This is a genomic window from Streptomyces sp. NPDC101225 (assembly GCF_044767585.1).
In the GTDB taxonomy this organism is placed as follows: Bacteria; Actinomycetota; Actinomycetes; order Streptomycetales; family Streptomycetaceae; genus Streptomyces.
Map to the genome: position 1 here is coordinate 44093 of NZ_JBIWOE010000041.1, position 25854 is coordinate 69946.

Here is a 25854-nt window from a genome sequence, read left to right on the forward strand (position 1 = left end):
ATAGTGTTCGGGGTGGGGGCGCGGTGACCGCCCTCGGACGGCGGCCGCACCGACGCCGAGGCGGTCCCCGGTCTGCCCTGCCCGCGCAGCCGCCCGTCCCGGCCTCGTACGCTCACCCCATGTCCCCCCACGTGCTGATCCTCGGCGGCACCACCGAGGCCCGTGAGCTGGCCGCCGTGCTCGCGGCGCGTCCCGGTGTGCGCGTCACCACCTCCCTCGCGGGGCGCGTGACCCGGCCGGGCGCGCTGGCGGGGGACGTACGCGTCGGAGGCTTCGGCGGGGCACAGGGCCTCGCCGACTGGCTGCGCGAACAGCGGGTGGACGCCCTCGTCGACGCCACGCACCCCTTCGCCGAGGGCATCACCCGCAACGCCGTCCGGGCCGCGGCGGCCGGCGGCGTGACCGCGGTCGTGCTGCGCCGCCCGGGCTGGCGGCCCGGCCCCGGGGACCGCTGGCACCCGGTCCCGTCGCTCGCCGCGGCGGCGGACCTGCTGCCCCGCTTCGGCCCCCGCGCCTTCCTGACCACCGGCCGCCTGGGTCTCGCCGCCTTCGCGCACCTCACGGACCGGCACTTCGTCGTACGGTCGGTCGAGCCCCCCGAGCCGCCGATGCCCCCGCACACCGAAGTCCTGCTCGCCCGAGGGCCGTTCACGGTCGCCGACGAGACCACCCTGCTGCGCGCGTACCTGATCGACGTCCTGGTCACGAAGGACAGCGGGGGAGAGGCGACGGCCGCCAAGCTCACGGCCGCACGCCACCTCGGACTGCCGGTGGTGCTGGTGCGCCGGCCGCCGCTGCCGGAAGGCGTGAGCGCGGTACCGGACGTGGTGGGGGTCCTGGCCCGGCTCGGGCTGAACCAGCCCTAGCCAGGGAGGTGACGCGCCACGGTGGCCGGTCCGTCAGACCGCCGCCCCGCTCGGCGTCAACTCCCTCCGCCGCTTGGGCAGCCCGGCCGTCAGGTCCTCGACCAGAAGGCGCTTCGCGACCGTGTCCACCGCCGCGCCGGCTCACTTCCCGGGGTGCCGCCGCAGCAGATACGTGTCCATGATCCAGCCCTTGCGCTCCCGCGCCTCGGCCCGCACCCGCTCGATCTCCGGGCCAGCCTCCGCGATCGGCCCGGAGACGAGGATCTCGTCCGGGGTGCCGATGTACGCCCCCCAGTAGATGTCGATGTCCTCGCCGGCGTAGCGCCGGAACGACTGGTGCGCGTCCAGCATCACCACCACGTCGTCGACCCCCTCCGGGAAGCCCTCGGACAGCCGCCGCCCGGTGGTGATCTGCACGGGCCGGGCGACGCGGTTGAGTCCCGTACGGTGCCGCGCGACGAGCGCCGAGACGCTGCTGATGCCGGGCACGACGTCGTAGGTGAAGCCGACGCCGCCGCGCTCGCGCACCTCCTGGAGAATCCCGAGGGTGCTGTCGTAGAGCGCGGGATCACCCCACACCAGGAAGGCGCCGCTCTCCTCCTCGCCCAGCTCCTCGGCGATCAGCCGCTCGTAGATGTCCGCACGGGCGCTGCGCCAGTCCCCGACGGCGGGGGAGTAGGCCGCACCCCCGGCCGCGCGGTCCCGCTCCGGGTCACGCGCCTCGACCAGGCGGTAGGACGCCGGGTCCGGCAGGTGCGCGGCGAGCATGTCCCGGCGGATCCGGGTCAGGTCGTCCTTCACCTCGCCCTTGTCGAGCAGGAAGAACACGTCGGTGCTCCGCAGCGCCTTGACCGCCTGCAGGGTCAGCTGGTCGGGGTTGCCGGCGCCGATACCGATGACATGAATCTTTCGCACACCCCGAGTCTGCCGTACGCCACCGACAGGGACGGCCTACGGGGTCCGCCCGCGCAGCCGGGGTGCCCGGGCCGCGGCGTCGACGGGTCGGCCCTCCGCCTCCACCTCGGCGGCCAGCTTCCGCGCCCAGCCGGCGACCCCCGCCAGATCCATCCCGTGGACCCGCCGCCGCCCCGCCTCGGCGGCCCACGCGTCGACGGCCCCGGCACCGCGCCGCAGCAGCCGGGCGCCACCGGTGACGTTGCCCCGGGCGGAGTGCGTCAGCCCCACGGCGATCTGCGCCAGGCCCCGCCACAGGGCCCGCTCCTCCTCGGGGCCCGACTTCCAGGCGTCCTCGAACACCTCGTGCGCGTGGAAGGGCTTCCCCGCGTCCAGCAGCTCCTGCGCCTCGGCCACGGTCCGCTCCGGGGTCCGCACGACGCCCTCCGGCTGCCGCGCGACCCCCTGCGCGCCGTACGGCAGCGGCCGCCCGAGCCCGTCCCGGGGCCGCGCATTGCGCGCCCGCCCGGCACCGTCCCGGTCGCGCGCGACCACCGGCCGTCCTGCGTCCTGCGAGGATGCGCTGCTGTCCATGGCACCGATTGTCCCGCGCCCCGCGGCCCGCTTCGAGAGCGGTCCCCCACGTGGGGTAAAGTACTGACCGCGCGATCACGTGGTGCACCATGTGAAGCGCACCGGGACGTGGCGCAGCTTGGTAGCGCACTTGACTGGGGGTCAAGGGGTCGCAGGTTCAAATCCTGTCGTCCCGACCAGCTTTGATGCAGGTCGGAGGCCGTTCTCTCGTTTGCGGGAGGGCGGCCTTTCGCGTTCCCGGGGGGCTGGTGGTCGCAGTGTGGTCGCAGGCCGGGTTCGGGACTCGTTCGCGACGGCGCAGAAGGACGGCGGGGCGGGGGAGCGGAGCCGGTGGAGGGCTTCGCGGAGCCGCCGGATGTGGTCGCGTGGTGGTCGCAGCTGCTTCGGTCGGGCCTGCCGGTCGGCTCTCTGTTCGGCCAGTGTGAGGGTGTGCTCGATGGTGTCGACGGCTTCGCGGGCGGCCTGCTGGGTGAGGTGGCTGTAGATGTTGGCCGTGGTGGACAGGGTGGAGTGGCGCAGGGTCTTGGAGACCACGGTGAGCGGCACGCCGGCGGTGATGGTGACGGTGGCGGCCAGGTGGCGCAGATCGTGAACGGTCACCCGGGGAACACCCGCTTCGTCGGAGAGTTCCCGGAGCCGGTTCAGAACGGCGCTGGGCCGCAGTGGCCGGCCGTCGCGCCGGCAGAAGACCAGCCCAGTGAAGGGGGCGCTTGGGTTGCTGTGGGTGCGGCCGCGGCCGGCGGCGAGTTGGCTGGAGACGAAGGCGCTGATGTGCCGGTGCCTGAGATCGTCCAGGTGGAGGCTGCCGAAGGCGGGGACGAGATCGTTGTGCACGTAGTCGCGGTAGCGGGCCATGGTCGTCGGCTTGAGCACCAGCGCTTTGGCCGTCAGCCAGGCGTGCAGGTAGTCGGCGACGGTCTGGTTCGGGTCGGCGTTGAATCCGCCTGCCTCGCCTTCCAGGAAGGTCCGCAGGGCGGCCTGGGCGGCGTCGTGGCTGGTGAAGCCGCCTCGCCGGACGGTCGTCCGCCGGTGGTGTGGGGCGGGGATGTCGACGGCGAAGGTCCACGTCCCGTGGTGATGGTCGGTGAGCAGGCGGGGCAGCGTGCTCCGAGTTGGCGGCGGTGGCTGTCGCGGCAGCCGCACCTGCGGTAGACGCGGCCGCGGTCGGCGGTGGTGCGCATGAGGATCGCCTCCAGGAGGCGGAGGAAGGGCCGACACTCCCAGTCTGGTGGGACCACCTGCGACCACCACGCCCGCGATGCCTGCCGTGACCAGCGCGTTTCCCTTGGCCGAGCACCAAGGGCGGCGGCCCGGAACGACGGAGTGACCCGCCCTCGGGCATCGGCATCAGCGGCGACGACCGACGCTCGCCGGACAAGAGGATCTTGGTTCGGGGAGGAGAGTCGGCTGAGGAAGACGAGAGCGACGGTTCAGGGGAGCAAGACGCCGTCAGTGGTACCGCAGAGCGCGAGGCAGACGCGGACCCGGATGTCGCGGACGTGGCAGAGCTCTCGGCGGAACCCGACCCGGACGATGTACCTGGAGCCTGCTGACATGGTCACGGGCATGGGAGGCCAACGCTATCGTGGACGTACGGCGCGGTGGAGAGGAAGCGGCCATGACCTCGGCGTACGACTACAGAGAGCTGCATGAGCTCATTGATCGCCTGGAGCCCGAGCAGGCGGAGGAGCTGCGTCGTCACGCTCTGCGTCTGGTGAAACCCGCGCCGAGTCGGTTCCGGATACTGCGGAGCTTCGATGGCCCGGCGACCGATCTCGGCGCCCGGGCGAAGGACATCGCGCGGGCGGAGATCGGCGAGGACGATGCTGATCGTTGACACCGGACCGCTTGTCGCCGTCCTCAACCGCAAACGACCCTGATCACGAGCAGTGCGCCGAGCTGCTGGAGTCGTACGACGGCGATCTTGTCGTCACTCCGTATGTGCTGACCGAATGCTGTTATCTGGTCGGGAAGTATCTGGGTGCCGAGGCTGAGGTCAACCTGGTGGAGTCTGTGGTCGGCGGTGATCTGGTGCAGGTGTTTCCCGGTGATCGGGACATGGCCCGGATCGCTGAGCTGATGCACCGCTACCGTGGCTTTCCGCTGGGCGTCGCGGACGCTTCAGTCGTTGCGGTCGCCGAACGGCTGAAGCTGACGGATGTCGCGACGCTCGACCACCGGCACTTCCGGGCGCTTGTGCCCGAGCACGTTCCTGCGTTCACTCTGCTTCCCTGAGGAGCTCTGCCCGGGCTTCCTCGGCCCCGTGGTGGTGGGGGCGTTACCGGAGCCTGTGGCGGTCGAGGCGGTGGATGAGGCCGGGGCGGCGTTGGTAGTCCTCGCGCAGACGGGTCAGGCGCTGGTGGAAGTCGGTGCCGCGTCCGGTGTGGGCGTAGGCGTCGCGCAGTTCCGCGAGGAGAGCGACGGCCTGGTCGTAGGCGGTGGTCTTCTTGGTGGCGATGTGTGCCTCGATCATTTGCCAGGCGGACTCGGCCTCGCGCGCGAGGGCGGTCAGGTGCCGGGCGCGGGCTTCGGCTCGCTCGTGTTCGGCGTGCTGTCGGCGTTCGGTGCGCAGGGTGTGGGCGGCGTCCAGGAGGTGGGCGGCGGAACGGCGCCCGGGGATCGCAGTGGGGGCGGTGGTGCCGCGCAGGCGGTGCAGGAGTTCGGTACGAAGCTGCGGTTCCGGGCCGAGGACGAGCCGCAGGAGCAGGGCGTCTTTCTCCTTCTCCGGGAGGGCGGCGATCAGTGGCGCGAGTTCCTTCTTCGTGGGTTTGGCCGACTTCCTGGGGCCCGGTGGGCTGGCCTGGGCCGCGGCCGCGAGCAGATCGGCGTCCACACGCAGGAAGTCCGCGAGCGCCCTTTGCGGGGCGGTCAATTCGCCGAGTCCGGCCGGGACGGGTGGTTCGGGGCAGGACAAGTACTCCTCTTCTTCGTCGTCTTCGAGTTCCCAGGCGGCGAGCGCGGAGAGCCAGGCGAGGTAGAGGGGGCGCAGGTCGCCGGCGGCGAGTTCGTCGCGTACGCCGATGAGGGCGGCCAGTGAGTCGTCGGCGCCCTCGATCCAGTCGCCGCCCTCGTCCTCGCTGGTGAGGTCGAGCAGGAGGTGGGTGCGGGTGGTCCAGGCGTCGATGTGGTCGTCGAGGCAGTACGGCTTCACCGTGGGCAGGGCCAGGGCCTGCCTGGGCAGGCGGAGCATCAGGCGGTGGGTGCCCCAGTTGGTGACGTACAGGTGGGCGTCGAAGTAGCGCTCGACCATGCGGCGTGGATTTCCGCGCAGGTCACCCCAGTTGTAGGTGTTGGTGAAGCTGGTGGCGGTGATCCGGGCCCGGCTGGAGAGGGCCCGCAACTGGTCCTGTTCCTCGCGGTTGAGCGGCTGGTCGAGGGCCTGGAACTCGTAGTACTGGTACTCGCTCACACGGCGGACCCTATCGCCGCCGCTGGTGGGAGGGCTCGGACGGAGAGCGTGCAAGACAGAGGGAGCTGACCGGACGTCACACTCAAGCGTCCTAGGGTGAGCGGAGGCGAGCGGTTCCGGGGAGGCGTGGACTATGACGGCGGTGTGGACCGAGCGGGCCAGGGAGTACGGGGCGCGAGCGGAGCTCCTGGCGGTGCTGCAGTTGGCCGCCGCGGGCAGGCTGCGGTGCAGTGGTAGGACGAAGCGGCCCCTCCGCAGCCACGATCCGAGCGCTGGGCGAGGTCCTCACTGGCGGTGATTTTCGGTCGAGCACAGCCGACAACTTGGGGTAGTAGCCTCGCGGGCATGACCGAGGCATGGACCGATCGCGCGCTGAAGGCACTCCGCGTCGCGTGTCACACCGCCGACGGCCCGTCCCTGCTCGCGCTGCTGCGTACGCATGACCCCGCCGGCGTGCTGCAGCACTGCGGGGACGCACTCACCGCGGCCGTTTCCCGGGCTGTGCCCGGCGCTCAGGAGACAGCGACCGCCTGCACCACCACCCTGCGCGAACGGGGCTGGCCCGGCGACGAGGTTCTCGCCCGGCAACTCGACACGGCGGGCGGCGGTGCCGACTGCGTGCTGCGGCCGCTGTCGGTCGATCTGGAGGAGCTCTCCGGTCTGCTCGAAGGCGACCCGGCCTGGGGCGGTGGCCGCATCGACCTGGACAGCGGCGAGTGCCGACCTGCCCTCGCGGACACCGATGAGTCATGGGACGAGGACGAACCGGAAGACACCGAGCGGTGGCTCCATGTCCCGTGCGAGGGATCACGCGATGCCTACCGTGACATGGAGGACTTCATCACCACCCTCGACGACCAGGACCTTGCCCACTACCTCGGCATCGCGATCCAGGGCCCAGGAGCGTTCCGCCGTTTCAAGGACATGCTGGCCACCTCACCGGCGCAGCTGCAGCGGTACTGGCTGTTCTCCGAGGAACGGCAGTACGGCCGGGCCCGGGCCTGGCTCGCCGATCAGGGCTACCGGGCGGTACCGCCGACCGGCCACTGACCCGGGCGCTCTTGAGGCCCCCAGTGCCGGTAGGCCTCGATCCACTCGGCTCCCTCGGGCGCCGGATCCGGCAACGGAAGGTCGACAATGCCGATCGCCTGCCGGTGCCTGCCTCGCGTACAGACCGCCACGATCTGGCTCCCGGGCAGCAGGTCCACCTTCTTCACGGTGACCTCCACCCCGAGAACGACCGACTTGAACGGGACGACCAGATGCTCTGCGAGCATCCTGTAGAGGCCCGTGAGCTGCTCCTCGTCGTCGTAGGCGTCCACGGTGGCCTGCTCGACCAGCTCATCGAGCTCCGCGTCACTCAGCTGTCCGGCCACAGGCAACACGGTACCGGCGGAGCCAGCAGCTCCCCTCGCTCGGTCAACCACCGGCCGCTCCACCCTGAGCCACAACGGTCGTTCCTCCCGCCCCACACCTGAGAATCCATCAGTTCCTTGCGGGCGGGTGTGGGGGAGCTGTAGCAGGCCCCAAGGAGGCAGGTCGGCCACGGACGGCACCGAGTGCAAGGGCCGTTCCCCTCCGCTGACTTGCCTGCTCTCGGCTGAGGAGTGACGATGGAAGCGTCAGAGTTCGAAGTGGCTTCCTCGATCAGTGGAAGAAGGTTCGGGAAGCGACGAGGCTGCCCGACGGGGCCCTGAAAACACAGACTCCTCTACTCGGCCGAGTACGCTGAACACTGACCTCGAAGAACGCCCGCGTCCCCCCGTCGCACGCCGCTCAGGGGCTCCGCAACTGGGGGTCAAGGGGTCGCAGGTTCAAATCCTGTCGTCCCGACTTTGCGAAGTCGTAGGTCAGGGGTCGTTTCAGAGGAGATCTGAAGCGGCCCCTTGATCGTTCTCGGGGACCGCTCGGGGACAAGTGCACCGTGAAGGGGCTGTGGCGCGGGTACGTGGTCTGACCTGTGCCTTTCTGGTGTGTCCCGGACAGACGGTGGCGGGGCGCGTCTCGTGGATTGGCCGTCGGCACACCACTCCAGCAGCCGCGTCAGCTCACCTTGCCGAGGAACCACAGATCCCCCTCGCAGCAGCTGCTTGACACAGGGGCAAGGAGACGTGACCCGTCCTTTCCCCCGCCCCGTGAGCCCGCAAGTTGCCGGCCCGAGTTTCCCGTTCGTGCCGCGACATGCGACGGGGAGGCCAGTCGATCCCAGGCGCCGCCGTAGACACGGTGAGTGACTGGCGCAGCCAGGGCAGAACTCTGCCGATGGTCCGTGCGTGGTCCGGTTCTCGGCCTGCTGGGTCGCGGGGAGGGAATTTTTCAACCGTCCGTCCGCCCTCGCTTGCCGATCCCGGGTTCCCCGCCCGCCCGGAGCATCTGGCTCGCGGCGAGCTCGCGATAGAGGGCACTGCTGACCAGTAGTTCCTCGTGGCGTCCGCCGGCGGCCGTGCGGCCGTCCTGGAGCACCACGATGTGGTCGGCGTGCTGCACGGTGGACAGACGGTGGGCGATGACCAGCAGGGCGCACTCCTGGGCGATGTCCTTCATGACGGTGGTGAGCGCCGATTCGTTGATCGCGTCGAGGTGGGAGGTGGGCTCGTCCAGGAGGAGCAGCGCGGGGCCGGCCAGCAACGCGCGGGCGAGGGCGACACGTTGACGTTCGCCGCCGGAGAGGTTGCCGCCGCGTTCACCGATGACGGCGGCAAGGCCCCCGGGCAGCCGCTCGGCGACCTCTTCGAGCCGGGCCAGTTCGACGACGCGACGGATCTCCGCTTCGGTGGCGTCGGGTACGGCGTAGGTGATGTTGTCGCGCAGGGTGCCGTGGACGACATGGGTGTTCTGGTCGACCACGGCGATGCCTCGGCGACAGGCGCCACGGGTGAGTTCGGTCGCGGGCCGCCCGTCGAAGAGCAAGGTGCCCGCATCCGGCTCGTAGAACCTCGCGACCAGGGCGAACACCGTGCTCTTGCCGGCGCCGGACCGGCCCACCAGGGCCACGTGCCGGCGCTGCGGGACGGCGAACGAGACACCGCGCAGGACCGGCCGCTCCGGGTCGTAGCCGAAGTGGACGTCGCGCAGGTCGAGGACGGGCTGTTCGCGGGTGCCGGACGGCCCGGTCGGCCGCGGTGCGGGCGCCGGGTCCTTCGGGTTCTGGGGCGCGGTGGGCTCCACAGGGAGGCGGAGCACCTCGTCGATGCGCTGGTAGGCGCCCATCCCGCGTTGGACGAGGCCCATGGCGCGGAAGACGGAGGACAGCGGCAGGACGAGGTAGGAGGCGTACAGCAGGAACGCGACGAGGTCACCGAGGGAGCCCGAATGACCGCCTACGCGCAGGCCGCCGACGACCAGGACGATGAGGAAGGATCCCTGGACGGCAAGTTCGACGGCGGAGCTCATCACGGAGGCGAGCTTCGCGGTGCGCACTCCCGCGCCGTAGGCCGCGTCCACGCGGGCGCCGATGCCGGCCGCTTCGCGCTCCTCGGCGCGGTGCACGCGGACCATCGGCAGGGCGCTCAGAGCGCGTTCCATGTCGGCGGCGACGGCGCCGACCGAGCCCTGCATGTGTTCGGACGCGTTCCTGATGCCGGTGAGCAGCGAGGCGACCACCACGGCCGCCGCTGCCACGGTGACGGCGACCAGGAGCAGCAGCAGAAGGTCCAGCCACGCCATGAGGGCGATCGCCCCGGCGGCGACCAGGCTTCCCGTCACGAGATCGACCAGGGCCTGCGAGACGACCTCCCGCAGCAAGGTGGTGTCGGCCGTCACCCGGGAGATGAGGTCGCCGCCCTGGTGACGGCTGTACTCCCTCATCTCCAGCCGGAGCAGCCGACCCACCAGCCCGTGCCGGAGTTGCCGCACGACCCCTTCGCCCATCCGTTCCAGAAGGAAGCGTCCTGCTGCCCCCGCCGCCGCCTCGACGGCGAACAGCGTGCCCAGGAGTACCAGCAGCGGCCAGATGAGCTGTCCGCGGCCGCTCGCGTCCACGACCTGCTTGGCGACGAGCGGCTGGGCCAGCCCCAGGGCGGAGCCCACGAGGGTCAGCAAGCTGGCGACGGCGATGGCGTTCCGGTGCCCGGCGGTGAGCCGGTACATCGTGGCCACCGCCGCCAGGGTGGACTGGCCGGCTTCGGGCACGGCTTCGGCATCGGCGACCGCGGACCGGCCGCCGTGCGACGCCGTCGCGCCGGTCATCGGTCAGTGGGCCGTGGCACCGGGGCGACGGCCACCAGCCGGGCGAAATAGCCCTGCGGGACCCCCTCGCCGACGGGACGGCCTTCGGCCTCGATCCAGGCGTGCGCGGTGAAGGGCGGGGTGACCCGGACGCCGGTGCACCAGGTCGGCCATGTTCCGCCGAGCCGGCACAGCAGTGCCGCTCCCAGGGAGCGCGGCAGGCACCCCTTCGGTCCGGCGCAGCGCAGGCTGGCGGCGCACATGGCGTCGCGTGCGTTCTGGGCCTGCGCGGTGGTCGCCGGCGCGGCGCCGCGCCGCAGGATGCCGAGCACGGTGCGGATGTGGCGGGGCGGCAGCAGGGCGAGGGCAAGGGCGGGGAGCAGGACGAGGCGGGCGGTCAGGCGTCGGGCCAGGGGCACACCGGTGGGCCGCTCCAGCGCGCTGGGCGTGGTCATGAGGCGAGCCCCGAGCCGCGCAGCTCCCGTACGAGCGTCTCGACGTCCCGCAGGGCCTGCGCCCGATCGATGTCGAACTCCTGGACCAGGGCGGCGGCCGCGTCCGCCTCCTCACCACCCTCCAGCAGGGTCCGCACCGCCAAGGTGGCCGTCGGGTTCAACTCCCAGTAGGCGCCGGCCTGTTCGTCCAGCAGCACCGTGCCGTAGTCGGTCTCGGCCGTGGAGACGTTGTCGCCGAACCGCAGGGGCATGTGAGGGCCTTTCTGACGTGTTTGACAGGGGTGCAGTCAGGGGCGCAGTCAGGGGTGTGGAACACGGGTGCGGCCGTGGGCAAGTCCGCGCAGCCACACCTCCGCGGCGATCGTGGAGTAGAGGATGGCGTCGGAGAGCCCGGGGGAGGCGGGCCGCCGGGCGAGGCGGCGCAGCTCGGCGCCGTCCACCAGGCCCAGCTCCGCCAGCCGTGAGTCCTCCCACAGGGCCAGCAGGTCGGCGCGGTGTTCCCGCAGTCCGTTGGAGGCGTCCATGGAGGCCGTGGCCTTGTTGCTGCGTCGCAGGCACTCCTCGGGCACGATTCCGCGCATCGCGGTGCTCAGGACGGGCTTGTAGCGCCAGGGCGTGACGCGCTCGCTGGGGCGTACGGCGAGACACGCCTCGATGACGCGGTCGTCGAGGAAGGGAGAGGCCATCGGCAGGCCGGCGCGGGCCGCCATCCGGTCCCACTGCCGGATGACGCGGGTGCACGAGCGGATCTGCTCCAGGTCGGTGTGGAGTCCACGGTCCGGATGCAGCGGGGAGGCCGTCGCCGCGGCGTCGAGCAGGGCCCGGCGGGCCATCCGCTCGGCCTCGGGGGTCACCCAGTCGAACAGACGCGGGGCCATGCCCCAGCCGAGACCCGTCGTGACAGACGGGGGCAGCGGGCCACGTAGGCCACCGGCGGCGTCGGCGAGCCACTTCCCGTACGGCCGGGAGTCGGCGAGAGCGCGGAGTGTGCCGCCGAGCGGCCATTGCCACAGCGCCCGGAACCCGCGCAACTGGCTCAGGGCGAACAGCGGACGGGTGCGCAGCAGCCGGTGGTAGTACGCCTCGGAGCACCACGCCACGTGGTCGCCGCCGATGCCGGTCAGATGCAACCGGCTGCCGCGTGCGGCGAGGCCGGGCAGGTGGTGCAGGACCCGGGAGCGGTCCATGACGCCGATGGTGGGTTCGTCGAGGAGGTCGTCGATGCCGAGCAGGTCCTCGTAGACCAGTGGCGAGGCGTCGGCGTCCCAGACCACGTGCTCGACGTCCGGCAGGTACCCCATCGCCCGCTTCGCCCAGGACAGGTCGTTGTCCGCCGGGTCCCGTCCCGGCCAGGTACTGGCCACCACACGGGCGGGGGAGCGGTCGGCCAGGAAGCAGACGGAGGTGGAGTCCAGGCCCCCGGACAGGTCGCAGCTCAGCACGCCGCCCTGACGGGTACGTGCGCCGACGGCCTCCTCCAGCGCCGTCCGGATCAGGGGCGCCGCTTCGGCGAGCGGCAGGATCGGCTCCGGCGGCGTCCACCACCGAGTGTGCCGTACGGTGCGTCCGTCCGCGGCGACGACGACGGCGTCCTGCGGAGGAACGGCGGTGACCGCACGCCACATCGATGTCTCGAACAGCGGGTACGGGGCGGGCCACAGCAGCCTTACGGCCAGTTCCTCCACGTCGGGGTCCAGGCCCAGGACGGCGGCCAGGGTGTCGGCGCGGGTGGCGGCCACCCGCACGCCGTCGATCTCCGCATGGAAGACGAGTCGCAGTCCGGAGGCGGTGCCCTGCACCCTGATCCGTCCGTCGAGGGCGCCGACGAGGTGGAAACTGCCCGGGAGGGATCGGGCCAGTGCGTCGAGTTCCGCGAGATCACGCAAGTGTGCGGCCCGGCGCCGCAGTTCGGCGGCGTCGATCGGGCAGCAGCCGACGACGGCGAGGGAGGCGCCGCCGACGCTCGCCGTGACGACCTCGTCGTCGTGCCAGTGGCCGACCAGCCAGGGCCGGTCCGACGCATGCGCGAGGGTCCGGCTTCCAGGACGGGCGAAGGAGCGGGCCGCGGCGGCCGCGTCCGCACGGTCCGTGAAGACCGCGAAGTGCGCGTCGCCGGGGCCCGTCCCCGCACTTTCGTGCAGTTCAGTCATGACGTCGGGTCAGAGACCGTCGGTCGTCAGTTCTTGCTCAGGATCAGCCGGTCGTTGCCGGAGCGCTGAAGGAGCCCCGTCTCCTTCCGGAAGGTACCGAGCCGGACGAGCGTCGGCGCCTCGTACGCCTTCTTCATGGCCACTCCTCACTGCAGGATTGCCGGCCACCTCCTTGACCGACGGCCCAGGGGACTGAGCCCGTGTGCTGTCGGTCGGCACAGGGCTCATCGGGAACCCGGGCCGGGAAGTGGACGCAGCAATAGCTAGCTGCAGAGCGTGGGATCACGGCAAGAGCCCTTGCGAAGCTCGGATAATATGCAAATCTTGAACGCCCTGGGTTGTGCGCCCGCTCTCGTTCTGGTTGTCATCGGCGCAGTATTGTCGTGCGACCCGGGTGTACGCATGCTCGAATGAACGTTTTGACATGCGTCCCGGCAATTGCCCGCCGCACCTGCCAGGACATGTCCGACGGCGGCCACGGGTGGGCGCCGCCGGGGCGCGATCCATGCGCGCGACGTGCTCCTTTTCCCGTCCCCGCGCTCCGAATCGGTCACCAGGGACCCGGCTGCGTCAGCACCATCCGCCCCGGTCAGCCATGGGGTCATGGCCTCCCGGAGGGCATCGAGCGCTCGCATCCTCCCGGCGTGGCTGATGTAGGACCGGTCCTGGGGACCAGTTGGGGACCGCACGGCATGCGCGACGGCACACGACGGAGCCTCACACGCACAACTCGCGCCCCAATCACATCTGGTATACGCAGAAAATACCCCCGACCCTCACTCCTGGGGGTCAAGGGGTCGCAGGTTCAAATCCTGTCGTCCCGATGTACCGGCCGCGCGCGAGCGACGTCACGGTCCGGTGGGGCGGCCGTACCCGCTCCTGCCGCCCCCCTCGCCCGCGCCGCCGGGGCGCGAAAACGCATGGACTCCGCAGCCGTCGTCGCGGGACACTCCCATCCTTGTCTGCCCGGAATGGCCACGATCGGACAGGATCGGGATGGGATTACCTGAATCGCGTGAGGTTCCTCCGCGCAGGGGCTCCGTGCTCCTGGCACTGCGTCACTACGGACGGGAGCTGGCCCGGCTGCGGCGGCTGACGGCGCCCGCCATGCTGCTGCCGGCGGCCGGCAACATCGGGATCAACTACGTCGCACCGCTGGTCGTCGCCAAGCTCGTCAGCCGTATCGCCGCGGACGGCGGCACCGGCGTCCGCTCCGCCCTGCCCTACGTCCTCGGCTTCGCCGGCATCCTGCTGCTGGCCGAGGTGCTCTGGCGCATCGGCCTGCACTGCCTGAACCGCCTCGACGCCCTTGGCGTCGAGCATCTGTACGTGATCGGGATGGACGAACTGTTCGCCAAGGACGCCGCGTTCTTCCACGACAACTTCGCCGGGGCGCTCACCAAACGGGTGCTGAGCTTCGCCTCGCGCTTCGAGGACTTCGCCGACACGCTGACGTTCAACGTGCTGGGCAGCGTCGTCCCGCTCGCGTTCGGGTCCGTGGTGCTGTGGCGGTACGACCCCCTGCTCGTGGCCGGCCTGCTGGCGATGATCGCGCTGACCGCGGTGTGCGTGGCGCCGCTCATCCGGCGCCGTCAGGCGCTCGTCGACCAGCGCGAGGAAGCCATCGCCCGGGTGTCGGGGCATGTCGCCGACAGCCTGATGAACATGGACACGGTGCGCGCGTTCGCCGCCGAGCCGACGGAGGCCGCCGAGCACCGCCGCCGCGTCGCGCACTCGCGCCGGCTCATGCTGAAGTCGTGGGACTACGGCAACCTGCGCATCGACACGCTGGTCGCGCCGATGTCCGTCCTGACCAACGTGCTGGGCCTGCTGCTCGCCGTCGCGCTGAGCGGGGGCGGACACGGTGTGGAGGCCGTCGTCGTCGCCTTCACCTACTACACCAACGCGACGAAGATCATGTTCGACTTCAACCAGATCTACCGCCGCCTGGAGAGCTCGATGACGGAGGCCGCGCAGTTCACCGAGCTGCTGCTGGCCAGGCCGACCGTCGTCGACCCGGCCGAGCCGGAGCCGCTGCTGCCGGGGCCCGCCGACGTCCGCTTCGAGCGCGTGACCTTCGCCCACGGGGGAGGGGACCCGCTCTTCCGGGACCTGGAGCTGGCCGTGCCCAGCGGGACGAAGATCGGCCTCGTCGGCCGGTCCGGCGGCGGCAAGACCACCCTCACCCGGCTGCTGCTGCGGATGACCGACGTGCAGGGCGGCCGGATCCTGATCGGCGGCCAGGACATCAGCACGCTGCGCCAGGCCGACCTGCGCGGCCTGATCGCCTACGTGCCCCAGGACCCGGCGATGTTCCACCGCACCCTGCGCGACAACATCGCCTTCGCCCGGCCCGGCGCCACCGACGCCGAGATCCGCCGCGCGGCCGAGGCGGCGCATGTCACGGAGTTCGCCGACGCCCTGCCGGACGGCTTCGGCACGATGGTCGGCGAGCGCGGGATCAAACTCTCCGGCGGCCAGCGCCAGCGGGTCGCGCTGGCCCGGGCGATCCTGCGCGACGCACCGGTCCTGCTGCTCGACGAGGCGACCAGCGCCCTCGACTCGGAGAGCGAGATCCTCGTCCAGGCGGCGCTGTGGCGGCTCATGGAGGGGCGCACGGCACTGGTGGTGGCGCACCGGCTGAGCACGGTCGCCACCATGGACCGGCTCGTGGTCCTGGACCGCGGCCGGATCGTGGAACAGGGCAGCCACCAGGAGCTGCTCGCGGCCGAGGGCGCGTACGCCAAGCTGTGGCGGCACCAGTCGGGCGGCTTCCTCGCCGAAGGCCCCTCGGACGAAGGTCCCACGGACGAAGGCCCCGCGGACGGCCGCGTCGCCGGTGAACGGCCGGTCACCGGCCGCCCGCTGGGCGAGCGTCCCGCCGGCGCGAACCTGCACTGAGCCCGCGCCGGCCGGCTACCGCCGCCTCGCCGCGACCTCGAACTCCAGCGCCACCTTCCGGCCGACCACACCCCTGCCCCAGCTGATCCCCCACTCGGTGCGGTCGATCGTCGCCCGGCCCGTGAAGCCGACGCGGCAGCGGCCCGGCCCATCGATCTCGGCGCCGGTCAGCCGGAGCCGCACGGTGACGGGTCTGGTGACGCCGCGGACGCTCAGGTCGCCGGTGACCGCGAACTCGGTCGGGGCGGTACGCTCCACGCCCGTCGACGCGAAGGCGATCACCGGGTGGGCGTCCGCCGCGAGGAAGTCGCCGCTGCGCAGATGGTCGTCGCGCTTGCGGTGGCGCGTCTGGACGCTCCGAGCCTGGATCGTGAGCCGCGCGCCGGAGCGCGACGGGTCGTCGCCGTCCAGGTGCGCACGGCCCTCGAAGTCGTCGAAGTGGCCGCGCACCTTGACGAGCAGCGCGGCCCGGCCGGTGAAGGCGAGCCGCGTGCGGGTGGTGTCGAGAACATAGTCGCCGGTCAGCTCGGTGCCGGCGGGGATCGTGGTCGTCATGGTGGGTACGACGGGACGGCGTCCCGGAATGTGAGGGGGGGACAATGCGGCTCACATGTGACCGCGCTGCGTCGTCGAACCTGTGAGGACCGATCCGACCGAGGGAGCCGCCGCACCATGACCAGCCAGTCCGGGCCCGCAGACGGCCCACCCGACCCGAGTCTGACCGCGGTCATGAGCGAGCGCCGGCAGCTGATCAATCTCGCCTACCGGCTGCTCGGCTCGCTGGCGGACGCCGAGGACGTGGTGCAGGAGACCTACGCCCGCTGGTACGCCATGACCGGACGGGAACGGCAGGCCGTCGCGTCCCCCGGCGCCTGGCTGACCAAGGTCGCCGGCCGCGTCTGCCTCGACCTGCTGCGCTCGGCCCGGGTCCGGCGGGAGAGCTACGTCGGCGAGTGGATTCCGGAGCCGCTGCCCGGCCGCACGGAGTGGATCACCGGATGGTCGGGCGGCACCGGCGCGGACCCGGCCGACCGGGTCACCCTCGACGAGTCGCTCAGCATGGCCTTCCTCGTCGTGCTCGAGTCGATGACCCCGGCGCAGCGCGTCGCGTTCATCCTGCACGACGTCTTCCGCTACCCCTTCGCCGACGTCGCCGAGATCGTCGGCCGGACACCCGCCGCCTGCCGCCAGCTGGCCACCTCGGCCCGGCGCAGGATCGGCGCCGCGCAGGCGTCCGCGGCTCCGGCCGCCGCGCGCCCGGACGTCGTCAGGGCCTTCAAGGAGGCATGGGAGGCCAAGGACATCGAGGCCCTCGTCGGCGTCCTCGACCCCGACGCCACGGCGGTCGGTGACGGCGGCGGCCTCGTCAGCGCCGAGCTCCACCCGGTGCGGGGCAGCGGCCGCATCGCCCGCTATCTGGTCGAACTGCGCGACCTTGCACCGGACCTGACGTTCCAGGAGCGGACGGTGAACGGGCAGCCCGGCCTGGTGGCGTACCAGGACGACACGATCGTGGTGGTGATGGCGTTCGGTCTCGCGGGCGACCGGATCAGCCGCATCTGGGCGGTGCGCAACCCCGAGAAGCTCCGGCCCTGGACGACGGCGGGCTGACGCCCGCGGGCCGCCTGTCAGCCGCCGCCGTCGCGAGGTCGTCGCGGTGCCGCGGCACCCGCGGATCGTGCCCGTCGAGCATCATCCCGTACCGCCGTCCCCGCGCCCGGTCGGAGGGCCGGTGCAGGATCATCGCCGGCCGGCCGCCGCATCACCGGCTGACCAGCAGCTGGAAGTCGAACGCGTAGCGCGACGCCCGGTAGATGTGGGTTCCGTACTCGACCGGGCGGCCCGTGTCGTCGTACGCCGTGCGCTGCATGGTGAGCAGGGCGGCGCCCTCCTTCTCGTCGAGGCGGGCGGCCTCGTCCGCGGTGGCGGAGCGGGCACCGATGGTCTGGCGGGCGCTGTGCAGGGTGATGCCGGCACCGCGCATCATCCGGTACAGGCCCGTGGCCTGGAGACGGTCGGTGTCCAGGTCGAGCAGGGTCGCGGGCAGGTAGTTGCACAGCAGCGCGACCGGCTGGCCGTGGGTCAGGCGCAGCCGTTCCAGGACGATGACCTCGCCGCCCTCCGCGATGCCGAGCGCGGCCGCCACGTCGGGAGACGCCGGTACGCGCTCGTTGCGCACCACCTGCGTGGTCGGGCCCTGCCCGGCCGCCTCCAGGTCGTCGTAGAGACTGCTGAGTTCGAGCGGGCGCTTTACCTGGCTGTGCACCACCTGCGTGCCGACGCCGCGGCGGCGCACCAGCAGGCCCTTGTCGACCAGGGACTGGATGGCCTGGCGGACCGTCGGCCGGGACAGGCCGAGCCGGGTGGAGAGGTCGATCTCGTTGCCCAGGAGGTTTCCCGGGGCGAGGACCCCGTGTTCGATCGCCGCCTCCAGCTGCTGCGCGAGCTGGTAGTACAGCGGCACCGGACTGCCCCGGTCCAGGGCGAAGTCCAGCGAGTCGAGTGCGGCCGTCGCGGCACGTGCGGTGGCGCCGGACCTCGCCATGGCGTCCCTCCCTCTGATGGGTTGCTGCTGCGTCAGGAGTGGCTCGGGAAGCCGAGGTTGATGCCCGCGTCGGCCGGGTCCGGCCAGCGCGTGGTGATCACCTTGCCCTGGGTGTAGAACGCGACGCCGTCGTTGCCGTAGACGTGCAGATCGCCGAAGAGGGAGTCCTTCCAGCCCCCGAAGGAGTGGTAGCCGACGGGCACCGGAATCGGCACGTTCACGCCGACCATGCCCGCCTTGACCTCCAGCTGGAAGCGGCGGGCGGCGCCGCCGTCCCGGGTGAAGATCGCGGTGCCGTTGCCCCAGCGGGAGTCGTTGATCAGCTTGACGGCCTCGTCGTACGTCTGCGCGCGCACCACGACCAGCACCGGCCCGAAGATCTCGTCGCGGTAGGCGTCCGCCGTCAGCGGCACCCGGTCCAGGAGCGATACGCCGAGGAAGAAGCCGTCCTCGCGGCCCTCGACCGCGTAGCCGGTGCCGTCCACGACGACCTCGGCGCCCTGCTCGGCCGCCGAGGACACGTACGAGGCCACCTTGTCCCGGTGCTCGCGGGTGATCAGCGGGCCCATCTCCGAGGCCGGGTCGTCGCCGGGACCGATGCGCAGGTTCTTCGCGCGTTCGGCGATCTTGCCGACCAGTTCGTCGCCGGTGTCGCCGACCGCGACGACGACGGACACGGCCATGCAGCGCTCGCCCGCGGAGCCGTACGCGGCGTTGATCGCCTGGTCGGCGGCGAAGTCGAGGTCGGCGTCGGGCAGGACCAGCATGTGGTTCTTGGCGCCGCCCAGCGCCTGCACGCGCTTGCCGTGCTCGACCGCCTTGAGCTGGATGTACCTGGCGATCGGCGTCGACCCGACGAAGGAGACCGCCTCGACGTCCGGGTGCTCCAGGATGCGGTCCACGGCGACCTTGTCGCCCTGCACGATGTTGAGCACGCCGTCGGGCAGGCCCGCCTCCGCGGCCAGTTCGGCGAGCCGGAACGACGCCGAGGGGTCCTTCTCGCTCGGCTTGAGCACGAAGGTGTTGCCGCACGCGATGGCGATCGGGAACATCCACATCGGCACCATGGCCGGGAAGTTGAACGGCGTGATGCCCGCGACCACGCCCAGCGGCTGGCGGATCGAGGCCACGTCGACGCGGGTGGAGACCTGTGTGGACAGCTCGCCCTTCAGCTGCACGCTGATCCCGCAGGCCAGTTCGACGATCTCCATGCCGCGCGCGACCTCGCCGAGCGCGTCGGAGTGCACCTTGCCGTGCTCGGCGGTGATCAGCCCGGCGATCTCGTCGCGGTGGGCGTCCAGCAGTTCGCGGTACTTGAACAGGATCGCGGTGCGCCGGGCGATCGACGAGGTGCCCCAGCTCTCGAACGCGGCCTTGGCGGCGGCGACGGCGGCGTCCACCTCGTCGACGCTCGCGAACGCGACCTGCTTCCGCTGCGCGCCGGTCGCCGGGTCGTAGACGGCGCCGTAGCGGCCGGAGGCGGACTCGACGGGCTTGCCGCCGATCCAGTGGGTGATGGTCTTCACAGTGCGAGTGCCTTTCACGGACGGGGAGTTCACAGATGGCGGCGCCGGTCGGCGGCCTGCCGGTCGTACGCCTCGCGGGCCCGGACGGCGGCCTCGCGGGAGGCGGTCTCGGCCACCGGCACGTCCCACCAGGCCTCGGCCCCGGGCGCGCCCGGACCGGCGGTGTCGGTCTCGACGTAGACACAGGTGGGGCGGTCGGAGGCGCGGGCGGTGGCGAGCGCCTCGCGCAGTTCGCCGACCGTCTTGGCGCGCAGCACGTCCATGCCGAGGCTGCCCGCGTTGGCCGCGAGGTCGACGGGGAGCGGGGCGCCGGAGAAGGTGCCGTCGCCGGCCCGGTAGCGGTAGGCGGTGCCGAAGCGCTCGCCGCCGACCGTCTCGGACAGGCCGCCGATGGAGGCGTAGCCGTGGTTCTGCAGCAGGACCAGGTTGACGGGCAGGCCCTCCTGGACGGCTGTGACGATCTCCGTCGGCATCATCAGGTAGGTGCCGTCGCCGACCAGCGCCCACACCGGGGTGGCGGGCGCGGCCTGCTGGACGCCGATCGAGGCCGGGATCTCGTAGCCCATGCAGGAGTAGCCGTACTCCAGGTGGTACTGGCGCCTGCCGCGCGCCCGCCACAGCTTGTGCAGGTCGCCGGGGAGCGAGCCGGCCGCGTTGATCACCACGTCGTCCTCGCCGACGACCGCGTCCAGGGCGCCGAGCACCTGGGTCTGGGTCGGCACGGCGCTGTCGTCGTCGGCGGTGTAGGCGGCCTGGACGACCTGCTCCCAGCGCGCCTTGCCCGCGCGGTACCCGTCCTCGTACCCGCTGTCCACGCGGTGGTCGGCCAGCCCTTCCCGCAGTGCCTGAAGGCCCGCCCGGGCATCGCACACGAGGGTGCGCGCGGCCAGCTTGTGCGCGTCGAACGCGGCGATGTTGAGGTTGACGAACCGCACGTCCGGGTTCTGGAAGAGGGTGTGCGAGGCGGTGGTGAAGTCGGTGTAGCGGGTGCCGACGCCGATCACGAGGTCGGCGGTGCGCGCGATGTCGTCGCTGACCGCCGTGCCGGTGTGGCCGATGCCGCCCAGGTCGGCGGGGTGGTCGTGACGCAACGCGCCCTTGCCCGCCTGGGTGGAGGCGACCGGGATGCCGGTGGCGTCCACCAGGGCCTTCAGCGCGTCCTCGGCCTGGCTGTGGTGGACGCCGCCGCCCGCGATGATCAGCGGGCGCTCGGCGGCCCGGATCGCCCACAGCGCCTCGGCCAGCTCGACCGGGTCGGGCGCGGGACGCCGTACGTGCCACACACGCTCGGCGAAGAACTCCTCCGGCCAGTCGTACGCCTCGGCCTGCACGTCCTGGGGCAGGGCCAGGGTGACCGCGCCGGTCTCGGCGGGGTCGGCGAGGACCCGCATGGCGTTCAGGGCCGTCGGGATCAGGGCCTCGGGGCGGGTGACGCGGTCGAAGTAGCGGGAGACCGGCCGCAGGGTGTCGTTGACCGAGACGTCCGCCTCGGTGGGGTGCTCCAGCTGCTGCAGCAGCGGGTCGGCGGCGCGGGTGGCGAAGTAGTCGCCGGGCAGGAGCAGCACCGGGATGCGGTTGACGGTGGCGAGGGCGGCGCCGGTGACCAGGTTGGTGGCGCCGGGGCCGATCGAGGTGGTGACCGCCTGCGCGGAGAGCCGGTCGAGCTGGCGGGCGTGGCCGACGGCCGCGTGCACCATGGCCTGCTCGTTGCGCCCCTGGTGGAAGGGCATCGCCCGCTCGCCGGCCTCCAGCAGGGCCTGCCCGATCCCGGCGACGTTGCCGTGGCCGAAGATGCCCCAGGTGCCGGCGATCAGCCGGTGGCGCACGCCGTCGCGCTCGGTGTACTGGACCGACAGGAACCGCACCAGGGCCTGGGCGACGGTCAGGCGGCGGGTGGGGATGCTCATCAGGACTGCTCCGGTGCCGTGTAGAGGGGGAGACGGGGGTCGACGGGCTGCTCGGGCCAGGTGCCGCGGACCCAGGCGTGGTCCGGGTGGTCGCAGATCAGCCAGGCGCGCTCGGGCTCGGGGCCCGCCATGACGTTGAGGTAGTACATGTGGTGGCCGGGCACCGCCATGGACGGTCCGTGCCAGCCGTCGGGGATCAGGACGACGTCGCCGTCGCGCACCTCGGCCAGGACGTCGGTGCCCCGGCCGTGCCCCGAGGGGGAGACGCGCTGGTAGCCGAGGCCGGGGATGCCCTCGTGGTCGGCGAACTCGAAGTAGTAGACCTCTTCGAGGACGGACTCCTCGCCGGGCCGGTGCTCGTCGTGCTTGTGCGGCGGGAAGGACGACCAGTTGCCGCCCGGGGTGATGACCTCGACGGCGATGAGTTTGTCGCACTCGAAGACGCCGGCCGCGCCGAAGTTGTTGACCTGCCGGGAGGAGCTGCCGGTGCCGCGCAGCTCCACCGGCACGGACGAGGCCGGGCCGTAGCGTGCGGGCAGCCGCCGGGTGCAGCGGGCCCCGGTGAACGCGAACCGCCCGCCCCCGGCGGACGTGACCGTCGTACGGGCGTCCCTGGGCAGGTAGGCGAAGTCGGTGACGCCGCTGAACACGTCCGCGCGGCCGGTGAGCTCGAAGGTGTCATGGCCGAAGTCGTCGGCGGCCGCTACCGTGCAGCCGCCGCGCAGCGGCAGCACGATCCACTCGCTGTCGCCGGTGTCGAAGCTGTGGGTGCCGCCCGGCGGCAGCTCCAGGACGCGCAGGCTGGACCAGCCCCAGCCGGCCTTCTCGGGCGAGACGTCCACAACGTAGGGGCCGCCGAGGGCCTTGCCCGCGGGAAGGTGATACGTCATTGCGTTCCTCCGTGTCACAACGCCAGGTCACAACAGGCCGACGGCCGTGTCCACCGCGGCCCCCACACTGCCCTCGGCCGGGTGGAGCAGCGAGCGGCCCACGACCAGGCCCTGCACGGCCGGCGGCGCGAGCACCTCGCGGCACCGCTCGTCCGCGTCGGCCCGGTCCTCCGCCGAGTCCCCCGCGCCGCCGGCGGGCAGCACGGCCTCAGCCAGGTGCGGGCCGAGGTGCCGCCCGGGCCCGAGGCCATGGCGGCGGACGGGGTGACCGCCTCGGCGGACAGGCCGCTGCCGAACCTCCCCGCGGTCCGGCGGGAGACGAACGGCTCGATGAACGGGGGCGGGCGGCGGGCCGCCCTGGCGTCGACCGCGCGGGCGCCGGGCCGTCACGGCGTCGACCGCGCGGGCGGCCGGCTCCAGGGTGGCCGGCGAGTCCGGGCCGGCGTGGCCGACGCGCAGCGGCAGCCTGCCCGCGCCGAAGCGCGTGCCCGCGATGTCCTGCGGGCGGTGGCCGGTGCGGCGGTCGCCGTGCCCGAAGCTCGCGCCCCGCGGCCCGCCGCGGTTCAGCGAGCCCATGACGACCCTGTCCTCCCGCGCGCCGACCAGGAGCAGGTCCTCCGGGACGTCGACGGTGGCCGGCACCCCGAGCCCGCCCTGCCGCGCGCCGCGCGGGCGGCGGGCGGGGCCGAGCGGCCGGGCTCCTCGCCCGGTCCGGTGCCGGTGATCCGGACGACCCGGGTCGCCCGAATGGCGAAGAAGTCCGGTTCCTCGGTGTGTATCTCCAGGTCAGGCGCCTTAGGCTGCCGGTAGAAGTACAGAGGGAAGTCGGCCGGCGGGAAGAGCTCGCAGCAGGTCACCGGTGTCGGCCGGGCGGCGGGCGCGTCCCGGCGGTCGTCGGCGCCGAACTCCTTCAGCGCCTCGTGCAGGTGCGTGCCGAAGGGGCCGACCGGGGCCAGGGACGCCCCCGACGGGAGGGGACGGAGATCGACTCCGGTAGGGCCCATCGTGATCAGGTCGAGGGGCCTGGCCGACTCGGTCATGCGCGACGCTCCTCGAGCTGGATCGGGGTGCGGCACCCGAAGGGGCCGCCGCATCCCCAGGTGTAGGCCGCGAAGGGTGGCGCTGTCAATAGTTTGTACTTACATTCGGACCTGACGGTGAAATGATGTCTTAACAAAGTATTGACAGCGGGCGCAGCCAGCGGTTTGATCCCGTCCCAGGCCGACCGCCGCGTTTGCGGCAGACGTCCCGGGCATGCCAAGATCCCGGGTTCGGATCTTCGAGATCCCCTTCTCCTTTCCCCCGCAACGCACAGTGAGGTGCCAGGAAAGATGGACCGCGTTTCTCATTCCCGCTCCCGCAGACTCGTCCCCGTCGTCGCGGTGGCCGCGGCTGCAGCCCTGACCCTCGCCGGCTGCTCCAGCAGCTCCGGGGGCAAGAAGTCCGAGGAGGGCGGGGGCAACGCCTCGGCGGGCAAGGCCACCACGCCCCGGATGACCGTCGCGCTGGTCACGCACCAGTCGCCCGGCGACACCTTCTGGGACATCGTCCGCAAGGGCGCCGAGGCCGCAGCGGCCAAGGACAACATCAAGCTGATCTACTCGGCCGATCCGAACGCCGGCAACCAGTCCAACCTGGTGCAGAACGCGATCGACCAGAAGGTCGACGGCATCGCGGTCACCCTCGCCAAGCCCGACGCCCTCAAGGGCGTCATCGGCAAGGCGCAGTCGGCGAACATACCGGTCGTGGGCCTGAACTCCGGCGTGAGCGACTGGAAGAAGCTCGGCCTGATGGAGTTCTTCGGCCAGGACGAGAGCGTGGCCGGCGAGGCGTTCGGCAAGAAGCTCAACGAGGTCGGCGCCAAGCACGTCGTCTGTGTCATCCAGGAGCAGGGCAACGTCGGCCTGACGCAGCGCTGCGACGGGCTGAAGAAGACCTTCTCCGGCAAGAGCGAGGTGCTCAACGTCAACGGCACCGACATGCCGTCCGTGAAGTCGACGATCACCGCCAAGCTCAAGCAGGACTCCTCCATCGACTACGTCGCCACGCTCGGCGCGCCGTTCGCGCTGACGGCCGTGCAGTCGGTGTCGGACGCGGGCAGCAAGGCGAAGGTCGCGACCTTCGACCTCAACAAGGACCTGACCGGCGCCATCAGCAAGGGCACCATCCAGTTCGCGGTGGACCAGCAGCCCTACCTGCAGGGCTACCTCGCGATCGACTCGCTGTGGCTCTACAAGAACAACGGCAACTACATGGGCGGCGGTGAGGAGCCGGTGCTGACCGGTCCCGCCTTCGTCGACAAGTCCAACGTCGAGGCCGTCTCCAAGTTCGCCGCGAAGGGCACCCGGTGACGAGCATGACCCAACACGCTGAGCCGGCGGTGACCACACCGCCGGCCTCCGGCCCCCCGCAGGCCGACGGCCGCACGGGCCGGCGATCGCTGCTCGTCAAGACGTTGGCCCGCCCCGAGGTGGGCGTCTTCCTCGGCGCCGTCGCGGTCTACGTCTTCTTCCTGATCGCCGCGCCGCCCGTGCGTGACGCCAGCTCGATGGCGAACATCCTGTACCAGTCCTCCACCCTCGGCATCGTGACCATCCCGGTGGCACTGCTGATGATCGGCGGCGAGTTCGACCTGTCCGCCGGTGTCGGAGTGATCACCTCGGCGCTGACCGCGAGCATGCTCGCCTACCAGCTCACCATGAACGTGTGGGTCGGTGTGATCGCCGCCCTCGCGGTGTCCCTCGCGATCGGCTTCTTCAACGGCTGGATGGTCGTCAGGACCGGTCTGCCCAGCTTCCTGGTCACCCTGGGCACCTTCCTGATCCTGCAGGGCGTCAACCTCGCGGTGACCAAGCTGGTCACCGGCAACGTCGCCACCGACGACATCAGCAACATGGACGGCTTCGACCAGGCCAAAAAGGTCTTCGCGTCGTCGTTCGACATCGGCGGCGTCCAGGTGAAGATCACCGTGTTCTGGTGGCTGCTGTTCGCGATCATCGCCACCTGGGTGCTGACCCGCACCAGGTACGGCAACTGGATCTTCGCGGTCGGCGGCAACAAGGACAGCGCCCGCGCCGTCGGCGTACCGGTGGCCTTCACCAAGATCTCGCTGTTCATGCTGGTCGGCGTAGGTGCCTGGTTCGTCGGCATGCACCAGCTCTTCTCCTTCAACACCGTGCAGTCCGGCGAGGGCGTCGGCATCGAGCTGATCTACATCTCCGGCGCGGTGATCGGCGGCTGCCTGCTGACCGGCGGCTACGGCACCGCGATCGGCCCGGTCTTCGGCGCCTTCATGTTCGGCATGGTCCAGCAGGGCATCGTCTACGCCGGCTGGAACCCGGACTGGTTCAAGGCCTTCCTCGGCGTCATGCTGCTCGGCGCCGTCCTGATCAATCTGTGGGTCCAGCGCACCATGACCCGGAGGTGACCCGATGAGTGACAAGAACACCGAAACCCACGGCGCGATCATCGCGGACGCCGGGCCGGAGCACGAGGACGTGGTCGTCGAGCTGCGCGACGCGGGCAAGTCCTACGGCAACATCCGCGCCCT

At 71.6% G+C, this 25854-nt stretch carries 23 protein-coding genes, 1 tRNA gene and 3 pseudogenes; 9 read left to right on the plus strand and 18 right to left on the minus strand.

All coding sequences use genetic code 11. The annotated features are described in order from the left end of the window. Positions 1-119: 119 nt before the first annotated feature. Positions 120-866, plus strand: coding sequence for a cobalt-precorrin-6A reductase (locus ACIRPX_RS37410; protein WP_404203743.1), 747 nt, complete (start codon positions 120-122; stop codon positions 864-866). A 141-nt stretch (positions 867-1007) separates the two neighbouring features. On the opposite strand, the gene cobF is transcribed toward ACIRPX_RS37410, so the two are convergent. Together cobF and ACIRPX_RS37420 are read right to left on the minus strand one after the other, a co-directional pair. Beyond that, positions 1008-1781, minus strand: coding sequence for a precorrin-6A synthase (deacetylating) (gene cobF / locus ACIRPX_RS37415; protein ID WP_404203745.1), 774 nt, complete (start codon positions 1779-1781; stop codon positions 1008-1010). Positions 1782-1817: 36 nt separating this feature from the next. Further along, on the minus strand, positions 1818-2354 hold the full coding sequence (locus ACIRPX_RS37420) for a DUF309 domain-containing protein (protein WP_404203747.1): 537 nt from the start codon (positions 2352-2354) through the stop codon (positions 1818-1820). Between the two features lie 102 nt (positions 2355-2456). On the opposite strand from ACIRPX_RS37420, the gene ACIRPX_RS37425 reads away from it, so the two are divergent. Next, positions 2457-2533 (plus strand) — tRNA-Pro (locus tag ACIRPX_RS37425). Here the strand turns inward: ACIRPX_RS37425 and ACIRPX_RS37430 are convergent. Then, positions 2496-3497, minus strand: coding sequence for a tyrosine-type recombinase/integrase (locus tag ACIRPX_RS37430; protein WP_404203749.1), 1002 nt, complete (start codon positions 3495-3497; stop codon positions 2496-2498). The genes ACIRPX_RS37425 and ACIRPX_RS37430 overlap by 38 nt on opposite strands. A 475-nt stretch (positions 3498-3972) precedes the next feature. Here ACIRPX_RS37430 and ACIRPX_RS37435 point away from each other — a divergent pair, with 475 nt between their 5' ends. Then, positions 3973-4191 (plus strand): hypothetical protein, encoded by a 219-nt coding sequence (locus ACIRPX_RS37435; protein WP_210589781.1) that lies wholly within the window; start codon positions 3973-3975, stop codon positions 4189-4191. Next, positions 4188-4589, plus strand: a complete 402-nt coding sequence (locus ACIRPX_RS37440; RefSeq protein ID WP_404203751.1) for a type II toxin-antitoxin system VapC family toxin — start codon at positions 4188-4190, stop codon at positions 4587-4589. The genes ACIRPX_RS37435 and ACIRPX_RS37440 overlap by 4 nt, the downstream gene beginning before the upstream one ends. Positions 4590-4632: 43 nt before the next feature. Here ACIRPX_RS37440 and ACIRPX_RS37445 read toward each other — a convergent pair whose 3' ends face one another. Continuing rightward, positions 4633-5763, minus strand: coding sequence for a hypothetical protein (locus ACIRPX_RS37445; RefSeq protein ID WP_404203753.1), 1131 nt, complete (start codon positions 5761-5763; stop codon positions 4633-4635). Between the two features lie 345 nt (positions 5764-6108). Here ACIRPX_RS37445 and ACIRPX_RS37450 point away from each other — a divergent pair, with 345 nt between their 5' ends. Further along, the gene (locus ACIRPX_RS37450; protein ID WP_404203755.1) at positions 6109-6813 is read left to right on the plus strand and encodes a UPF0158 family protein; all 705 of its coding nucleotides are present in this window, start codon (positions 6109-6111) and stop codon (positions 6811-6813) included. On the opposite strand, the gene ACIRPX_RS37455 is transcribed toward ACIRPX_RS37450, so the two are convergent. The 6 genes from ACIRPX_RS37455 to ACIRPX_RS37480 all read right to left on the minus strand — a co-directional run bounded on the left by ACIRPX_RS37455 (position 6783) and on the right by ACIRPX_RS37480 (position 12672). Next, on the minus strand, positions 6783-7139 hold the full coding sequence (locus ACIRPX_RS37455; RefSeq protein WP_404203757.1) for a hypothetical protein: 357 nt from the start codon (positions 7137-7139) through the stop codon (positions 6783-6785). The two genes, ACIRPX_RS37450 and ACIRPX_RS37455, sit on opposite strands and share 31 nt — an antisense overlap. Positions 7140-8079: 940 nt before the next feature. Next, positions 8080-9951 carry an ABC transporter ATP-binding protein gene (locus tag ACIRPX_RS37460; protein WP_404203759.1) on the minus strand — a complete coding sequence of 624 codons (1872 nt, stop codon included), beginning with the start codon at positions 9949-9951 and terminating at the stop codon, positions 8080-8082. Further along, a complete protein-coding gene (locus ACIRPX_RS37465; RefSeq protein ID WP_404203761.1) occupies positions 9948-10385 on the minus strand; it encodes a lasso peptide biosynthesis B2 protein in 438 nt (145 codons plus the stop codon). The genes ACIRPX_RS37460 and ACIRPX_RS37465 overlap by 4 nt, the downstream gene beginning before the upstream one ends. Beyond that, complete coding sequence (locus ACIRPX_RS37470) at positions 10382-10636, minus strand: lasso peptide biosynthesis PqqD family chaperone (protein ID WP_404203763.1); 255 nt, start codon at positions 10634-10636, stop codon at positions 10382-10384. Before ACIRPX_RS37470 ends, ACIRPX_RS37465 begins: the two co-directional genes overlap by 4 nt. Positions 10637-10684: 48 nt before the next feature. Then, positions 10685-12535, minus strand: coding sequence for a lasso peptide isopeptide bond-forming cyclase (locus tag ACIRPX_RS37475; RefSeq protein WP_404203765.1), 1851 nt, complete (start codon positions 12533-12535; stop codon positions 10685-10687). A 26-nt stretch (positions 12536-12561) separates the two neighbouring features. Further along, complete coding sequence (locus ACIRPX_RS37480) at positions 12562-12672, minus strand: keywimysin-related RiPP (RefSeq protein WP_107047813.1); 111 nt, start codon at positions 12670-12672, stop codon at positions 12562-12564. 859 nt (positions 12673-13531) lie between these two features. Here ACIRPX_RS37480 and ACIRPX_RS37485 point away from each other — a divergent pair. Next, positions 13532-15436: an ABC transporter ATP-binding protein gene (locus ACIRPX_RS37485; protein WP_404203767.1), complete on the plus strand. Its 1905-nt coding sequence runs from the start codon at positions 13532-13534 to the stop codon at positions 15434-15436. Positions 15437-15451: 15 nt separating this feature from the next. Here ACIRPX_RS37485 and ACIRPX_RS37490 read toward each other — a convergent pair whose 3' ends face one another. Further along, positions 15452-15991, minus strand: coding sequence for a YceI family protein (locus ACIRPX_RS37490; RefSeq protein ID WP_404203768.1), 540 nt, complete (start codon positions 15989-15991; stop codon positions 15452-15454). Positions 15992-16108: 117 nt separating this feature from the next. On the opposite strand from ACIRPX_RS37490, the gene sigJ reads away from it, so the two are divergent. Further along, positions 16109-17047, plus strand: a complete 939-nt coding sequence (gene sigJ, locus ACIRPX_RS37495; protein ID WP_404203770.1) for an RNA polymerase sigma factor SigJ — start codon at positions 16109-16111, stop codon at positions 17045-17047. 151 nt (positions 17048-17198) lie between these two features. On the opposite strand, the gene ACIRPX_RS37500 is transcribed toward sigJ, so the two are convergent. From ACIRPX_RS37500 to ACIRPX_RS37530, 7 genes and pseudogenes are all read right to left on the minus strand, one after another. Further along, on the minus strand, positions 17199-17981 hold the full coding sequence (locus ACIRPX_RS37500; RefSeq protein ID WP_404203772.1) for a GntR family transcriptional regulator: 783 nt from the start codon (positions 17979-17981) through the stop codon (positions 17199-17201). 32 nt (positions 17982-18013) lie between these two features. Continuing rightward, positions 18014-19507, minus strand: a complete 1494-nt coding sequence (locus tag ACIRPX_RS37505) for a CoA-acylating methylmalonate-semialdehyde dehydrogenase (RefSeq protein ID WP_404203774.1) — start codon at positions 19505-19507, stop codon at positions 18014-18016. A 29-nt stretch (positions 19508-19536) separates the two neighbouring features. Then, entirely contained in the window at positions 19537-21414 is a 1878-nt protein-coding gene (gene iolD / locus ACIRPX_RS37510; protein ID WP_404203776.1) for a 3D-(3,5/4)-trihydroxycyclohexane-1,2-dione acylhydrolase (decyclizing), read from the minus strand. After that, positions 21414-22304 carry a 5-deoxy-glucuronate isomerase gene (gene iolB / locus ACIRPX_RS37515; RefSeq protein WP_404203778.1) on the minus strand — a complete coding sequence of 297 codons (891 nt, stop codon included), beginning with the start codon at positions 22302-22304 and terminating at the stop codon, positions 21414-21416. The genes iolD and iolB overlap by 1 nt, the downstream gene beginning before the upstream one ends. 27 nt (positions 22305-22331) lie before the next feature. After that, positions 22332-22636 (minus strand): annotated as a pseudogene (locus ACIRPX_RS37520) (hypothetical protein). 103 nt (positions 22637-22739) lie between these two features. Beyond that, positions 22740-22946 (minus strand): annotated as a pseudogene (locus ACIRPX_RS37525) (deoxyribose-phosphate aldolase); the annotation flags it as partial. A gap of 2 nt (positions 22947-22948) precedes the next feature. Beyond that, positions 22949-23344, minus strand: a pseudogene (locus ACIRPX_RS37530) (5-dehydro-2-deoxygluconokinase); the annotation flags it as partial. Between the two features lie 291 nt (positions 23345-23635). On the opposite strand from ACIRPX_RS37530, the gene ACIRPX_RS37535 reads away from it, so the two are divergent. Continuing rightward, positions 23636-24655 (plus strand): sugar ABC transporter substrate-binding protein, encoded by a 1020-nt coding sequence (locus tag ACIRPX_RS37535; RefSeq protein ID WP_404203780.1) that lies wholly within the window; start codon positions 23636-23638, stop codon positions 24653-24655. A gap of 5 nt (positions 24656-24660) precedes the next feature. Beyond that, a complete protein-coding gene (locus ACIRPX_RS37540; RefSeq protein ID WP_404203783.1) occupies positions 24661-25731 on the plus strand; it encodes an ABC transporter permease in 1071 nt (356 codons plus the stop codon). Positions 25732-25854: the final 123 nt, after the last annotated feature.

What these genes read in the sequence shown, in the direction of transcription:
- ACIRPX_RS37450 (WP_404203755.1), top strand. Translation starts at nt 6,109, where the DNA reads ATGACCGAGGCATGGACCGATCGCGCGCTGAAGGCACTCCGCGTCGCG.
- ACIRPX_RS37460 (WP_404203759.1), bottom strand. Translation starts at nt 9,951, where the DNA reads ATGACCGGCGCGACGGCGTCGCACGGCGGCCGGTCCGCGGTCGCCGAT.
- iolD (WP_404203776.1), bottom strand. Translation starts at nt 21,414, where the DNA reads ATGAGCATCCCCACCCGCCGCCTGACCGTCGCCCAGGCCCTGGTGCGG.
- ACIRPX_RS37420 (WP_404203747.1), bottom strand. Translation starts at nt 2,354, where the DNA reads ATGGACAGCAGCGCATCCTCGCAGGACGCAGGACGGCCGGTGGTCGCG.
- ACIRPX_RS37475 (WP_404203765.1), bottom strand. Translation starts at nt 12,535, where the DNA reads ATGACTGAACTGCACGAAAGTGCGGGGACGGGCCCCGGCGACGCGCAC.
- ACIRPX_RS37470 (WP_404203763.1), bottom strand. Translation starts at nt 10,636, where the DNA reads ATGCCCCTGCGGTTCGGCGACAACGTCTCCACGGCCGAGACCGACTAC.
- ACIRPX_RS37490 (WP_404203768.1), bottom strand. Translation starts at nt 15,991, where the DNA reads ATGACGACCACGATCCCCGCCGGCACCGAGCTGACCGGCGACTATGTT.
- ACIRPX_RS37465 (WP_404203761.1), bottom strand. Translation starts at nt 10,385, where the DNA reads ATGACCACGCCCAGCGCGCTGGAGCGGCCCACCGGTGTGCCCCTGGCC.
- iolB (WP_404203778.1), bottom strand. Translation starts at nt 22,304, where the DNA reads ATGACGTATCACCTTCCCGCGGGCAAGGCCCTCGGCGGCCCCTACGTT.
- ACIRPX_RS37500 (WP_404203772.1), bottom strand. Translation starts at nt 17,981, where the DNA reads ATGGCGAGGTCCGGCGCCACCGCACGTGCCGCGACGGCCGCACTCGAC.
- sigJ (WP_404203770.1), top strand. Translation starts at nt 16,109, where the DNA reads ATGACCAGCCAGTCCGGGCCCGCAGACGGCCCACCCGACCCGAGTCTG.
- ACIRPX_RS37540 (WP_404203783.1), top strand. Translation starts at nt 24,661, where the DNA reads ATGACCCAACACGCTGAGCCGGCGGTGACCACACCGCCGGCCTCCGGC.
- ACIRPX_RS37485 (WP_404203767.1), top strand. Translation starts at nt 13,532, where the DNA reads ATGGGATTACCTGAATCGCGTGAGGTTCCTCCGCGCAGGGGCTCCGTG.
- ACIRPX_RS37480 (WP_107047813.1), bottom strand. Translation starts at nt 12,672, where the DNA reads ATGAAGAAGGCGTACGAGGCGCCGACGCTCGTCCGGCTCGGTACCTTC.
- ACIRPX_RS37410 (WP_404203743.1), top strand. Translation starts at nt 120, where the DNA reads ATGTCCCCCCACGTGCTGATCCTCGGCGGCACCACCGAGGCCCGTGAG.
- ACIRPX_RS37435 (WP_210589781.1), top strand. Translation starts at nt 3,973, where the DNA reads ATGACCTCGGCGTACGACTACAGAGAGCTGCATGAGCTCATTGATCGC.
- ACIRPX_RS37535 (WP_404203780.1), top strand. Translation starts at nt 23,636, where the DNA reads ATGGACCGCGTTTCTCATTCCCGCTCCCGCAGACTCGTCCCCGTCGTC.